Source organism: Priestia flexa NBRC 15715 (genome assembly GCF_001591565.1).
In the GTDB taxonomy this organism is placed as follows: Bacteria; Bacillota; Bacilli; order Bacillales; family Bacillaceae_H; genus Priestia; species Priestia flexa.
Genome location: NZ_BCVD01000106.1, coordinates 1 through 14,474 on the forward strand (window position 1 = coordinate 1; position 14,474 = coordinate 14,474).

The following is a 14,474-nucleotide window of genomic DNA, read 5'->3' on the forward strand; positions in this document are numbered from 1 at the left end:
TGTCTCAGTCTCTTTACCAAAATCTATAGCACACTAGTATAAAACCTTACCTAAAAAACAGCCTTTTCATAACTATTAGACGGAAATTCCCACTAGAAGTTAGTCGACTACAATATAAGTTGCTTTGACAGGACCGTGTACACCAACAATCAGGTTCATCTCAATATCAGCACTATTGCTTGGTCCAGTAATAAAGCTCACATAAGAAGGCACGTCTTCACCTTGGGTCTGCATTTTATGAATAAGCGTAGCTGCTTGGGTCATTCGAGGTACCAGCGTACTCTTGGGAATAATCGCAACAAACGTTTTCGGTAGCAAACTAATTGATCTGCCGTGATCTTTATTATGAAAGAGCGTTACCGTTCCTGACTCTGCAAGCGTGACATCGCTAAATACCAGACCTACGTCAGCTACTTCTGCAATTTGTTGATTTACCTTACCCTTCTCAGCCTCCCAAATATGGACATGAAGATCTTCAGCATTTCTATCAAAAAAGTCCATTAACCCGTATTCCTCATGTCGCAAGTCGTTTGAAGTAATCAACGACTTCCCATTATAGCCTTTAATTGTTTCCGCAAGAACGCCAAGCAACCCTTCACGGCCTGTTCGCTTAAACGTTGTGTGAATAACTTTACAATGCTCTTGTAAAATATCGACAAGCTCATCCTGTGTCTTATCTTTAAATACGTCATGCTGTGGTGTAACGCTCCAGTCTGGACGCTGTACACCTTCGACTCTTCTTTCTCTACCTAAAGTAGTAGCTAATTTATCTAAAAAAGCCTCTCTATTCTGTATCATTATGACTCCCCCTCCTTCTGTCGTTGCTTAAACCAAGCACGGAACGACTGACCTTCAGGAGCATAGAAATTACGTACACTCGTCCAATCTTTCAATGGGCCCGGTCCATTTTCAATCATGCCCTCTTTTGTCCATGGTCTAAGAGCAGGCTTAGCGAGATTTGCACTTAAGTTATAAAGAGATGGGTTTGCTGACCACTTCGCAAATCCCTTCATCATGAGCTTTTCAGCCATAGGTGCTTTATTTTCTCGTTCCACAATGATTTGACGATGGCGAACCAAATGCTCGTGCAGTGGGATTTTAACAGGACATGCCTCTGAGCACGCTGCACATAGCGTCGATGCATATGGAAGCTCTTTATGATCATCATAGCCTTCTAAAAGCGGCGTAATGACTGCACCAATCGGTCCTGGGTAAATTGAGTTATAAGCATGCCCTCCGATATGACGATAAACAGGGCATGCGTTAATACAGGCTGCACAGCGAATACAGTGAAGTGCTGATTGAAATTCTGTTCCTAAAATTTTCGAGCGGCCATTGTCTACAATAACTAGATGAAATTCATCTGGACCATCTACTTCTTCATCAAGCCTTGTCCCTGTAATAGCAGTGATATAGCTCGTTAGCTTTTGTCCAACCGCTGCTCGCGTTAGCAAACTAACAAGTATCTCCATCTCTTCCCAAGTTGGAACAATTCTTTCCATTCCCATTACTGTAATAACAGTGTCCGGGAGGCTTGTGACCATTTCTGCGTTTCCCTCGTTGGTAACAAGCGTGATAGCACCTGATTCTGCAATAGCAAAATTACATCCTGTAACCCCCACATCAGCCGCTAAAAAATCTTGACGAAGTTGTTCTCGCGCGAACGCTGCTAGCTCTTCCGGGGTATCTGAGCCATCATATCCTTTTTTATTAGCAAACGTTTCTCGTATTTGCCCTTTATTTTTATGAAGAGCAGGAGCTACGATGTGGGAAGGTGGATCTTCATCCAATTGTAAAATCCATTCGCCCAAATCAGATTCAACAACTTCAGCACCTACTTCTTCGAGCGCTTTATTTAAACCGATTTCTTCCGTTACCATCGATTTTGATTTAACAACTTTTTTCGCTTCCTTCTTTTTTATCACACTTTTAACATACTCATTTGCTTCTTCTGCTGTTTCTGCAAAAAAGACATTTCCTCCTCGTCTAGCTACTTGCTCGCTTAGTTGCTGCAAATAGTAGTCTAGATTCTCTAATGTATGCGTGCGAATTTCAGAACCTAGCTGTCTCCAATCTTCCCAGTTTCCCAATGCTTCTGCCTGACTCAATCGCCCATTTCGAAGTCTTCCTTGAGCGGAGGAAACAGCTTGCCTCATGAAATCATCTGCAATTCCTTTTTGAATTCGTTCTTTGTATGGAATTTCACCAATTTTGACGCTCATCTCCATTCCTCCGTTTCTTAATGAGTGTTTAAAATCTCCGTAATATGAACGACTTTAACTTCTTTTCCTTCACGACTCATGCGACCGCCAATATTCATTAAGCATCCCATATCAGCGCCCACTAAATACTCTGCTTCCGTTTCTGATACGTGGCGTGACTTTTCACTGACCATCTCTTGTGAAATAACAGAGTTTTTCACAGCAAACGTACCACCAAACCCACAGCAATCTTCTTCACAAGGTAAGTCAACTAATTCTACACCTTTTACGTTTCTCAACAGTACTTTAGGCTGTTCCTTTACTCCTAACAGTCGTTTCATATGACAGGAAGAATGAAACGTGACTTTTCCTTTAAACGAAGAATCTAAATCTGTAACGTTTAATACATCTACAAGAAATTCAGTAATCTCATAGCACTTAGCTGCAAAAGCTTCTGCTTCTTTCTCCCATTCTACATCTCCTTTGAACACAGCCGGATACTCTTTCAACATGCTAATGCATGATCCTGATGGTCCAACTATATATTCAGAATGACGAAAAGCTTTCATCATTTGCTTCATTGACTGCTTTGCTTCCTGTAAGTATCCGCTGTTATACGCTGGTTGGCCACAGCACGTTTGCTCCATAGGGTAATCAACTGTACAGCCGCATCGTTCCAGGATTTCAAGCGTATCTTTAGCGACATTGGCAAAAAGAATGTCACTTAGGCATGTACTAAATAAGGAAACTTTCATACTTGCTCACCTCTCAGAAATTTGGTAAACAGCCCGTTACATCATTCAATATATGTAAAGAGGCGGCTTTGAACATTTTGTAAATGCTCAAGCATCGCTTCACTCGCCTCATTCGGCTGTCTATTTTTAATAGCTTCAAAGATTCTTCGATGCTCTACTTTTAAATCTTCCACTGTATTACCTGAATATAAGAATACTTTTCTCGTTTCTTGAATCGTCTCAGAGATCAACGACGACACGCTGCTCATTAAATTAATAAGTAATTTATTATGTGTCGCATTCGCAATGGCCAAGTGGAAGTCTAAATCAGCGCTTGATGCTAACTCTTCATTCCCACTTGCATTCTCCATTACAATCAATGCTTTCTCAAGCGCTAATAGGTCCTCTTCTTCGTGCACCGCTGCTGCTTGAGCTACCGTACCTAGCTCTAAAATTTCACGAACTTTGTAAAGTTCCTTAATATCTTCAATCTTCATTAAAAAAGCAATGTTAACAGGCAACTGGAATTTAGAAGGATCGAAGTTATTTACAAATGTACCTTCTCCATGCCTCGCTACTACTAGCCCCATTGTACGTAAGCCACTTAAAGCCTCGCGAATAGTTGACGTCCCTACATCAAAGCTTTTTGCTAACTTTTCAACAGACTCTAATTTATCACCGGGCTTTAGATCTCCCGCTTTAATTAATTCAATTAGTGTTTCAGCTACTTCCTCATATGCTTTTTTTCCACGAACACGTTTATAGTTCATTTCATTCAACTCCCATCTATCCCTCTATTATATAGATTTACTTATAAGAGAATACAATGGGAACCCTGCTTTTCTTATTTAAAAAACATTTAAAAAGAGAAACCCCGCTATACCCGCTAATACTACATATACAACTGCTGTTCCTAACGTTTTGCGAATAATTTCCCCCTCTTTACCAGATAAACCAACAACAGCACTAGCAGCCACCACATTGTGAACACAAATCATATTTCCCGCTGCAGCACCAATGAGCTGAACTGCTAAAACAGTGTTTAAGTTTAAGCCAATTGCTTGGGCAACATTGTACTGAATTGGTGAAAAGGTTAATGTGGATACCGTTGCACTCCCAGTAATGAACGCCCCAAGTTTTCCAAGGAATGGCGCTACAAAAATCCAGACTGACCCCAAAGAACTCGCTAATGATTCTGCAATATATTCTGGCATGCTATTTAAATTGTTTAGATTCAGTCCGGAATTAACAAACACCTGTACCATCGCAAGCGTTGCAATGAGTGAAATCGCTGTGATTTTCATTGTACCTAGTGACTCTTTTGATGCTTGCAAAAATGTTTTATAAGACTTTCTTTGAATAAGAAAAGCAAACACAGCTGCCAAAGTTAGAATCGTTCCTGGAGAATATAAAAATTCCCACTTAGAAACAATACCTTGTACTCCTAAAATATCCGTCCAGGTTAAGTCAATAGCAGTTAACGCAAATTGCTTAAGTCCTGGGATAACTCTAGTCAACAGCAATAAGACTACAACGATAATATACGGTGCCCATGCTGTTAAAATGCCCATTTCCGCTTTATCTTCCGCTATCTTGAAATCTTTCCTCATTACCTTTTTCCATTCTCCCTTAGGTAATAAGATTCCTCTCTTTGCTGTCAAAGTTGCTACAATTAACGTAATAAGAGAGGCTAAAATAGAGACAAATTCATGCCCAAAGAAATTTGCAATCAGAAATGCGCTTCCCGTGTATACAATTCCGATGAGGAACGTCCATGGAAACATCTGCAGCGCATCTTTTATACCACTGCGACTAAATGTGGTTAATACAACCATTAAAATAAATGGAATAAAGACACCCGCCAATAAGTCTAAACTTGTGACTTGCACCGCAATTTCTTTAAAGAAATTAATATCTGCGCTTGGAATATTACTGAGTCCGACTGCTACTGGCGTCCCCACTGCTCCAAACATAACGGCTGTACTATCAGCAATTAGCGCAATGGTGGCGGCCACCAGTGGTTGAAAACCCAGAGCCAATAATAGCGGGCCTGTCACCATCGCCGGTGTCCCAAAACCAGCGGCTCCTTCAATAAGTGAGCCAAATAAAAAAGCTACAATAACTACTTGGACACGCATATCAGCTGAAATGCTTTGAAAGCCTTGATTGATTCGAACAACTCCACCCGTATTTCGAAGGGTATTCAACAATACCAATGCACCGAATAAAATCCACAAAATCGTAAATGTTTTATGTATTCCTTGAAAAATTGATGCTAAAATTACTTTCCCTTCCATCCCCCAGATAGTAAGCGCTAACAATATGACGATAATTGAACTCAATGCCATTCCTTTAGCAGCTGACATCCTTAGAACTACAAGAAACAAAAATGGCGCAATGATCGCACTTAGCGCAATGAACAATAACATATAAACCCTTCCCCCTAGTTGCCTTATATTATTAAGCGCTCATATCTAATAAGGTCATCTGATGACCTTATTAATATAGTTACATAAATTTCATAAATAGACAATGGGGAATTTTGCATTTTTATCATAAAAGCAAGGTTAGCAGTAATTTTTATTCGTTTATCATTTTTTAACGAGTATCTATTTTCATTACTTCACCTTTTGAAAAGAGGTAAGAAGAATTTCCTATCCAGAAGAGTGCAACAGCTATATGAAATAAAATTAAAAACCAGGCAAATATCTTCATTCTCAACCTCCTTTATATCTATCCTAATTTTAACATAGAATAAATTTACTTTTTTGTAATTTTCACTAATATAAACACAAAAAGAAAGAGAGCAACCAACAGGTTACTCTCTTTTTATATGATTTAAAAACCCGATTAACTATTACTCAACCGTAACAGACTTAGCTAAGTTACGTGGTTTATCTACGTCACAATCACGGTGTAGTGCTGCGTAGTAAGAAATTAATTGTAATGGAATAACCGCTGCTAAAGGTGCTAATGTTTCGTGTACCTTTGGAATTACATAGCGATCTTCTTCTGTTTCTAAGCCCTTCATTGAGATAATGCAAGGATTAGCTCCGCGCGCTACTACTTCTTTTACGTTTCCGCGAATGCTTAAGTTTACATGCTCTTGTGTTGCAAGGGCAATAACAGGCGTATTGTTCTCAATTAACGCAATTGTTCCGTGCTTTAACTCTCCACCAGCAAATCCTTCTGCTTGGATATAAGAGATTTCCTTAAGCTTTAAAGAACCTTCTAATCCAACGTAATAGTCAACAGAACGTCCGATGAAGAATGCGTTACGCGTTGTTGCTAAGAATTGAAGAGCGATGCTTTCCATTTCTTCTTTATCGTCACATAGAACTTCCATTGTATTAGCAACAATCGCTAGTTCTTGCATTAAGTCAAAATCAAGCTTAATGCCACGTGCTTGTGCAGTTACTGCTGCTAGAATTGAAAGTACTGCTAGCTGAGCAGTATATGCTTTTGTAGAAGCAACAGCAATCTCTGGACCAGCGTGTAATAATAACGTGTAATCTGACTCACGAGATAGAGTTGACCCCGGAACGTTTGTAATTGTTAATGCTTTGTGACCAAGCTCTTTAATCTGAACAAGAACTGCACGGCTATCTGCAGTTTCACCACTTTGAGAAATAAAGATGAATAGTGGTTTTTCAGATAAAAGTGGCATGTTGTAAGAAAACTCACTCGCTACGTGGACTTCAACTGGAACTTTCGCCCAAGTTTCAATGAATTGTTTTCCTACTAATCCAGCATGGTAACTTGTTCCACAAGCAACGATATATACACGATCAGAGTCGTTCATTGCTTTTACAATATCCTCATCAACATGAAGTTCATTGTCAGCACCTTGATATTGCTGAATGATTTTACGCATTACTAGAGGCTGCTCATCAATTTCTTTTAGCATGTAGTGAGGATACGTACCCTTTTCAATATCACTTGCATCTAATTCAGCAGTGTAAGGATCGCGCGCTACTACTTCACCATCTAATGTTTTAATTGTAACAGCTTCTTTTGTTACGATTACTGTTTCTTTATCCATTAGCTCTACATATTGGTTTGTTACTTGTAGCATCGCCATTGCATCACTTGCTACAACGTTAAAGCCTTCACCTAAACCAACAAGTAACGGACTTTTATTTTTAGCAACATAAATTGTGTTTTTATCTTCATTATCAATTAATGCTAGTGCATAAGAACCGTGTAGTAAGCTTACCGCTTTACGGAATGCTTCTTCTACTTCTAATCCTTCACTTGCAATTTTTTCAATTAAATGAACGATTACTTCTGTATCCGTTTCACTTTTGAATTCAACATCTTGTAAATACTCACGCTTTAAGATTGCGTAGTTCTCAATAACTCCGTTGTGAACTAGCGTAAAGCGACCGTTATGACTTTGGTGTGGGTGAGCATTTTCACGGCTTGGAACACCGTGTGTTGCCCAGCGCGTATGACCGATACCAGCTGGTGCTACAACGTTATTATCGACTGATTGACGTAGTTCAGCAATACGTCCTTTTTCTTTGAATACGTGTACGCCACCGTCATTAACAACTGCAATACCCGCTGAGTCATATCCACGATATTCTAATTTTTCAAGACCACGTAATAAAATTTCCTTTGAATCTTGAGTTCCAATATAACCTACAATTCCGCACATAGATTGTAATCCTCCTTAAAGTAATGAAGAACGTTACCTTCTTCACAATAACGATTATCTTCTTAATGCGTTTGTCCAAAGAGTCACCCCTTTGTTTTTCACATTAAGCTTTCGATTGTGATAATCAACAACCGGGAGGCATCCGCCGATACTTCGATAAACCTCCTCCTCGTCAACTAAGCCACTGTCGTCTCAGACTTAGTTCAGGCGCTTTTACATATATTAAATTATTTTTAACATTCCCTCCTTTTGTAAACTAGAGACGAACAGATTTAATCTTACAACAAAGCATAAGAAATCGTCAATTATCTTTATTACCAATAGTAAAAACAGGCCTTTTTGCGTGCCGCTTTGTACAATTGGCATAATATAAAAATATGCATAAGCAGCTCATGTGGTCACTGCTTATGCATAGAATGATGAATTACTCTAGTCCCATTTCTTCTTTTACAACTTCAACAATGCGGTTTACGTAAGTCTCACACTCATTTTGGCTTGGTGCTTCAACCATTACGCGCACAAGTGGCTCTGTACCTGAAGGGCGAACAAGAACGCGACCGTTTCCAGCCATTTCTTTTTCTACTTCGGTAATTATTTCTTTTACCTTCTCGTTTTCAGTTACGTGATGTTTATCCGTTACTCTCACGTTTACAAGCAGCTGTGGAAACTTTGTCATTTCGTTTGCTAGTTCAGATAATTTTTTATTTGTTGCCTTCATAATGTTTACAAGCTGAATCGCAGACAACATACCGTCTCCTGTCGTGTTATAATCAAGGAAGATAATATGACCTGATTGCTCTCCACCTAAATTGTATTGATGTACTTTCATCTCTTCTACCACGTAGCGATCTCCAACCGCTGTCTGAGCACTTTCAATTCCGTTTGCTTCAAGAGCCTTGTAGAATCCAAGGTTACTCATAACCGTAGAGACAAGCGTGTTATGTTTTAAACGCCCTTGTTCAAATAAATACTTTGCACAAATGAACATAATTTGATCGCCATCTACAATGTCACCATTTTCATCGATTGCAATTAGTCGGTCTCCGTCACCATCAAAAGCTAATCCTACGTCCGCACCTTTTTCTTTCACAAATGCTGATAATGCTTCAGGGTGAGTAGAACCAACACCTTCGTTAATATTTAATCCATTTGGAGATGCACCCATTGTTGAAATATCAGCATCTAAGTCTGCAAATAAATGTGCTGCTAGAGATGAAGTCGCACCATGTGCACAGTCAAGCGCAACGTGTAAGCCAGAAAAATCTTCATCGATTGTTTGCTTCAGATACTGAAGATATTTTTGACCGCCTTCAAAATAGTCATTTACCTGTCCAAGATCTTTACCAACAGGTCTTGGTAGCTCATCTTTTGGATTATCAATTAATGCTTCAATTTCATTTTCTTGAGCATCAGATAACTTGAATCCATCTGGACCAAAAAACTTGATTCCGTTATCTTGCACTGGGTTGTGTGAAGCAGAAATCATAACCCCTGCTTGTGCACCCAGCGCTTTTGTTAAGTAAGAAACACCTGGAGTTGAGATTACACCCAAGCGCATTACCTCCGCTCCGATAGACAGAAGACCTGCTACCAAAGCTCCCTCTAACATATGCCCTGATACACGCGTATCGCGACCGATTAGGACTTTTGGTCGTTCTGTATCTTTTGTTAATACGTATCCTCCAAAACGACCAATTTTAAATGCAAGCTCAGGTGTTAATTCACTGTTTGCAACACCCCTTACACCGTCTGTTCCAAAATACTTACCCATTCTTTTTCTCTCCTTTTATGTCCATTGTGTATATTTAATTTGCGGATGATGAGCCACTTTCTTCGTTACTTGCATTGTTTTCAACGTTACCTTCATCCTCTTCGTTAGATCCGGTATTATCAGACGGATCAGAAGGCTCGTCCGGATTATTATTACCGCCTTCTTCTGGTGGTTCAGAAGGGTTTTGTTCTTCTTCATCTGAAGGGTTTCTTTCACTAACTTTCACTCGTAGCGTTTTTGTAGAAAGAGTGCCTTCAATCCCGCTTGGAACCGTTAAAGAAATAGGAACCGAAAACTCACCAGGTGTTAACCTTGCGACATTGGCAGATATACCAATATCACTTCGAGTAACATTTCTTAGCTGTTGTTGTGGTCCTGATAGGTCAACTCGTACCGCTCCGTTTTTAGGAGATAAAATTTCATATTTATATTTGGAGTTTTGACCATTTAATGACACTGACAAGCTTTCAAACGACTTTTTTCCATCTTTCTCTTCTTCGGCTACAGAGGTTTCTTCTGCGTCAGTTTCTTCTTCCTCTTCTTCATCCAGCTTTTTTACGTTTACACTCACTGTAACTTGCTTAGGCTGAACGCTATCTGCACCTTCTGGAACAGGGACATCAACTTTTACTTCGGAAGTTTTGGAAATCCCCGTCACGTCGACTGGGATATTATCAATTGACGAGATAGAATCTAATACGTCTTTTTCACCAATAACGGTTACTTCATCTTTATCTAAAGAAAGATCTGTAATTTCAATTCCTTCGCCTAAGGTGCCCGTTTGCTCAAGGCTAATCGGAACCTTCTTACTTCTATTTTCAATTGGGATTGTAACATTAACTACTTCTGGTTCAATAGCTACATCTAGCTTATTCAGGTTTTTATCAAATGCTACTACCTCTGCTTGTTCATTTACATCTTTACTTACGTTATCTAATTCAACAAGAGCTTTTACATAGGCTACTTGCGATAGCTGACTCTTAGCTCCAGTAACCGTTACCGTCTCTGGACTAATTTGTGCAGAGCCCGCTTTATAACCTTTTTTTACCTGATTTTTATCAAAGCTTGCTTCTACTGGAAATTCTTGTGATTGTTGATTTTCAATGCTAACTGTTACGACTTGCGGATCAATTTTAACATCCAGACGATCCGAAATATTTCGGTGTTGTAATTCTACTTGGTGCTCTCCCAAACCGTAGTTATTTAAATCCACATATACTTCCAAGTCTTGCTTTAGCTTTTCTTGTTGAAGAGCACTTTTAGAACCTTCTAAAGTAACATTAACCGTATCTGGAACACCGCTAATAATCATATTATCTTGATCATAGGAGACTTCCACAGGAACATTTGTAATGGTTTCTGTACCTGTTCCTGATGATTTACTTGTACCAAGGATTGTATTTGTATCTTGATTATCGATGCTAACAGATAGATAAAGCATCAAAGCTAAAAGAAGCGCAATTATTTTCATGATCCAAGGATTGTTTAATAATCTATCCATTCTTCTTCGACCTCCATTGCCAACGAGCTGAAGAAGATGCTCTTGAAGTATTAACCAACTCTTTCTCAAGCATTTCTTTTAACGTATCAATTGTTAACTCACGATATAACTCACCATTCTTTGTCACAGAAATACCACCTGTTTCTTCAGATACTATAACCGTTATACTATCTGTTACTTCACTAATACCAACAGCTGCTCGGTGACGAGTTCCTAGCTCCTTTGAAATGAAGGGGCTTTCGGAAAGTGGTAAGTAGCAAGCTGCAGCTGAAACTTGATTGCGCTGTAAAATAACGGCTCCATCATGCAATGGCGTATTAGGAATAAATAAATTAATCAATAGCTCTGATGAAACATTGGCATTTAGCGGAATACCTGTTTCAATATAATCATTCATTCCTGTTTCTCGCTCAATCGAAATTAAAGCTCCTATACGACGCTTTGCCATATAATGCGTAGCTTTTGTAATAGCTTCAATTGTTAATGCGCGTTCATCCTCTTCAGGAAGGCTAGCTTTAGAAAATAAACTCCCTCTTCCTAATTGCTCCAACGCTCTGCGAACTTCAGGTTGGAAAATAATAATAACTGCTAAAAATCCCCATGTTAAGGCTTGATCCATTAACCATTGTAATGTGTTTAGGCCCAGGAAGTTACTAATAAAGCGTACAACAACGATGACGATTATTCCTTTGAGTAACTGTACAGCTTTCGTACCTCTGATGACCATTATCAATTTATATATAACAAACCAAACAAGGAGAACATCGATTATATTTCCTAAATATGCGAAGATCGGTAGCTCTCCAAAAGGCATCGTCTCACTTCCTCTATTTATATGTAGTCAATTAAACATAACTTTTTTATTATATCATAAATTTAAAATTCCCTACTAGTTAGACATAACAACAATTGGTTTTTATTTACAAAAAGAATCGTCCAATAGTCGTGATGACCGGGGACGATTCTTTAGCAAATCTTTATTTTTACCGTCAAGGGAACTTGTTTTTATTCATTATTTGACAGGTTAACTGCGTCTTTAACACCATTCTTTACATTGTACCAAATCCATTCAAACATTTGGTCTAATTCTTCAATATCACCGGTAACCTCCCCCGCAGATGCAAGGTATTGATCACCATTAATAACTGTAATATTTCCATCTACCGTTCCTTCTACTTTTATATCACCGTTGCGTACAGTAACATCTCCTTTAACCACTTCGCCAGCTGGTACAATAACAGTCTTGTTTTCAATCACAAGGTTATCCTGCTTAGAGACTGCAAACTCTTCGTTAGTATTCCATGCTGAAAAAGTAGCCCCAGACATTAACAACGTAAACACAGCAGCTGCTGTTAAAAATGGGTGATTGGTAAACCAACGATTCATTCTTACAGCGCTCTTCTCTTTAGGAAGACCTGCCATAATATTAGCCGTAAAGTTCATAGGTGTATCAATATGAGAAGTGCTTTGAACAAAAGCAATGGTTCGCTTTAATTGTTTAAAATGTTCTTGGCATGCATCACATTCCTGTAAATGCTGCTTCAATAACTGTTCATTCTCTTTTGTAAGATCTCCATCTAAGTATTCATGGATTAGATTTACATAGGAACTTGAGCATTTCATTATTTTCACTCCTTACAAATGGCGAAGTCTGTTTCTTAAGGCTTCCCGTCCTCTATGAATTCTTGTCTTTACAGTACCAATCGGTAGCTCTAAAATTTCACTAATTTCTTTCAAAGAAAGTTCATCAATATATTTCAGCACAATAACTGTACGATATTTCTCAGGTAGCTTTAAAATTTCAGATTGAATTAAGTCTTGCAGCTCTCCTCTTTCTAATTCATCTTCAGGGAGTGCTTGGTCTGCAGCAATCTGTGAGTACATATTAAGACCTTCCGTTCCAGCTACTTCTGCATCTAAATAATAATCTGGCTTCTTTTTACGAATTTTATCAATACAAAGATTTGTTGCAATCCGATATAGCCATGTGGAAAATTTCTTGGATGAGTCATAACTGTGAATATTAACATAGGCTCGAATAAAAGCTTCCTGAGCCGCATCTTGCGCTTCTTCACGATTACCTAACATGCGATAGCATAGCTGATAGAGCTTATCTTTATGATATTCTACAATATCAGCAAACGCATCTTGATCGCCTTTTTTTACTTTTTTTATTTTCCGCTTTAATAATAACTCCATGTAAAAGTGACCTCCGCCCATTGCGGGATAGTATATATACGTTTACTTCTAATTAAAGTTTCATTCATGCTTAATTATTTTAACAAAAATTTGATGTTTATGTTTAAGATTTTTTAAATTGGGATATTTATGAAGTAAAAGACTATTATAAAGTGAGGAATGTCGCTGATGGAGAAAAATTTACTGGAACGAATTGAAGAGCATCGCCACATGATGTTAAATACTGCACAACAAACATCTCTATGTTCTAAAGAGGTACTGAGGTTAAGCTCAGAGTTAGATACACTATTAAACCAATATACAAAGCAATCAAACTAAATCAGCCCTTGTTGTCAACAACAAGAGCTGATTCTTTTTTATAGTAATTTTTCGCCGAATAAAGAACCCATCAACGCAACAGCCACCGTTGCTGTTTTATTACGCTCATCTAAGATGGGATTAACTTCTACAAACTCAGCTGAAGTAACGACGTTAGATTCAGCTAGCATTTCCATAGCTAGATGGCTTTCTCTGTAGCTAATTCCTCCAATAACAGGTGTTCCTACTCCAGGTGCGTCATGAGGGTCTAAACCATCTAAATCGAGTGACAAATGTACTCCATCTGTTTTATCTTTCAAGTAAGAAATTGTCTCTTCCATAACATGTGCCATTCCAAGTCTATCAACTTCATGCATTGTGTATACCTTAATGCCAATCTCTTTAATTAATTCTCTTTCTCCTTCATCTAAAGAACGTGCACCAATAATCACAATGTTTTCAGGCTTAATTTTTGGCATGTATCCAAAAATATTTGTTAACGTTGGATGCCCAATGCCTAGACTAGCTGCTAGTGGCATTCCATGTATGTTGCCTGATGGAGAAGTGTCAGCCGTATTTAAATCTCCATGTGCGTCATACCAAATAACTCCAAGATTCTCATAATGCTTGCTAACACCGGCTAACGTTCCAATAGCAATACTATGATCACCACCAAGTACAAGTGGAAAATTACCATTTGTAATAACATGATCTACTTTAGACGCTAATCGTTCACTAGCATCTGCTACAGCCTTCAAGTTTTTTAAATTTGTTTTTAAATCATTATGTACTCTTTCTGCAGGAGCAATTTCAATATTCCCTTCGTCCTTAACCACATAACCAATATTTTCAATTCGCTCTACTACTCCCGCATAACGAATCGCACTTGGCCCCATGTCTACCCCTCGACGTGTTTGGCCTAAATCCATTGGTACACCAATAATTGATACATTTTTCATTTCTCTTTCTCCCCTTTTTATCTTTCATACTTCTATTGTATAGCTAAAAGTAAGGATGGCTCAACTCAACACTTTTCTGAATATATATACAACTTAAAAAGAGACAAAAAAACCTCTAAACCGTTGTTTAGAGGTGAATAATTTATGTAATT

The 14,474-nt window shown here is 38.4% G+C and carries 13 protein-coding genes; 1 reads left to right on the forward strand and 12 read right to left on the reverse strand.

What is annotated here, in order from left to right; translation table 11 throughout:
- Window positions 1-99 precede the first annotated feature (99 nt).
- From BFL01S_RS15495 to sigW, 11 genes are all read right to left on the reverse strand, one after another.
- Window positions 100-798 carry a LutC/YkgG family protein gene (locus tag BFL01S_RS15495; RefSeq protein WP_035321018.1) on the reverse strand — a complete coding sequence of 233 codons (699 nt, stop codon included), beginning with the start codon at window positions 796-798 and terminating at the stop codon, window positions 100-102.
- Window positions 798-2,222, reverse strand: a complete 1,425-nt coding sequence (locus tag BFL01S_RS15500; RefSeq protein WP_025910568.1) for a LutB/LldF family L-lactate oxidation iron-sulfur protein — start codon at window positions 2,220-2,222, stop codon at window positions 798-800. The genes BFL01S_RS15495 and BFL01S_RS15500 overlap by 1 nt, the downstream gene beginning before the upstream one ends.
- Before the next feature lie 17 nt (window positions 2,223-2,239).
- The gene (locus BFL01S_RS15505) at window positions 2,240-2,956 is read right to left on the reverse strand and encodes a (Fe-S)-binding protein (protein ID WP_025910567.1); all 717 of its coding nucleotides are present in this window, start codon (window positions 2,954-2,956) and stop codon (window positions 2,240-2,242) included.
- 41 nt (window positions 2,957-2,997) lie between these two features.
- Window positions 2,998-3,705, reverse strand: coding sequence for a FadR/GntR family transcriptional regulator (locus BFL01S_RS15510; protein WP_025910564.1), 708 nt, complete (start codon window positions 3,703-3,705; stop codon window positions 2,998-3,000).
- A gap of 78 nt (window positions 3,706-3,783) precedes the next feature.
- Entirely contained in the window at window positions 3,784-5,364 is a 1,581-nt protein-coding gene (locus BFL01S_RS15515) for an L-lactate permease (protein WP_061786221.1), read from the reverse strand.
- A 428-nt stretch (window positions 5,365-5,792) separates the two neighbouring features.
- The gene (gene glmS, locus BFL01S_RS15520; RefSeq protein WP_025911479.1) at window positions 5,793-7,595 is read right to left on the reverse strand and encodes a glutamine--fructose-6-phosphate transaminase (isomerizing); all 1,803 of its coding nucleotides are present in this window, start codon (window positions 7,593-7,595) and stop codon (window positions 5,793-5,795) included.
- A 424-nt stretch (window positions 7,596-8,019) separates the two neighbouring features.
- The gene (glmM, locus tag BFL01S_RS15525) at window positions 8,020-9,366 is read right to left on the reverse strand and encodes a phosphoglucosamine mutase (protein ID WP_025911477.1); all 1,347 of its coding nucleotides are present in this window, start codon (window positions 9,364-9,366) and stop codon (window positions 8,020-8,022) included.
- A gap of 34 nt (window positions 9,367-9,400) precedes the next feature.
- Window positions 9,401-10,867 (reverse strand): CdaR family protein, encoded by a 1,467-nt coding sequence (locus BFL01S_RS15530; protein ID WP_061786222.1) that lies wholly within the window; start codon window positions 10,865-10,867, stop codon window positions 9,401-9,403.
- A complete protein-coding gene (gene cdaA / locus BFL01S_RS15535; protein WP_061786223.1) occupies window positions 10,860-11,681 on the reverse strand; it encodes a diadenylate cyclase CdaA in 822 nt (273 codons plus the stop codon). Before cdaA ends, BFL01S_RS15530 begins: the two co-directional genes overlap by 8 nt.
- 191 nt (window positions 11,682-11,872) lie before the next feature.
- Window positions 11,873-12,490 (reverse strand): anti-sigma factor family protein, encoded by a 618-nt coding sequence (locus tag BFL01S_RS15540; protein WP_061786224.1) that lies wholly within the window; start codon window positions 12,488-12,490, stop codon window positions 11,873-11,875.
- 12 nt (window positions 12,491-12,502) lie between these two features.
- Complete coding sequence (gene sigW / locus BFL01S_RS15545) at window positions 12,503-13,066, reverse strand: RNA polymerase sigma factor SigW (RefSeq protein WP_025911472.1); 564 nt, start codon at window positions 13,064-13,066, stop codon at window positions 12,503-12,505.
- Window positions 13,067-13,234: 168 nt separating this feature from the next.
- Between sigW and BFL01S_RS20120 the strand changes: the two genes are divergently transcribed.
- Complete coding sequence (locus tag BFL01S_RS20120; RefSeq protein WP_100346476.1) at window positions 13,235-13,384, forward strand: aspartyl-phosphate phosphatase Spo0E family protein; 150 nt, start codon at window positions 13,235-13,237, stop codon at window positions 13,382-13,384.
- A gap of 38 nt (window positions 13,385-13,422) precedes the next feature.
- Here the strand turns inward: BFL01S_RS20120 and rocF are convergent, their stop codons facing one another.
- Window positions 13,423-14,322 (reverse strand): arginase, encoded by a 900-nt coding sequence (gene rocF / locus BFL01S_RS15550; RefSeq protein WP_025911471.1) that lies wholly within the window; start codon window positions 14,320-14,322, stop codon window positions 13,423-13,425.
- Window positions 14,323-14,474 lie beyond the last annotated feature (152 nt).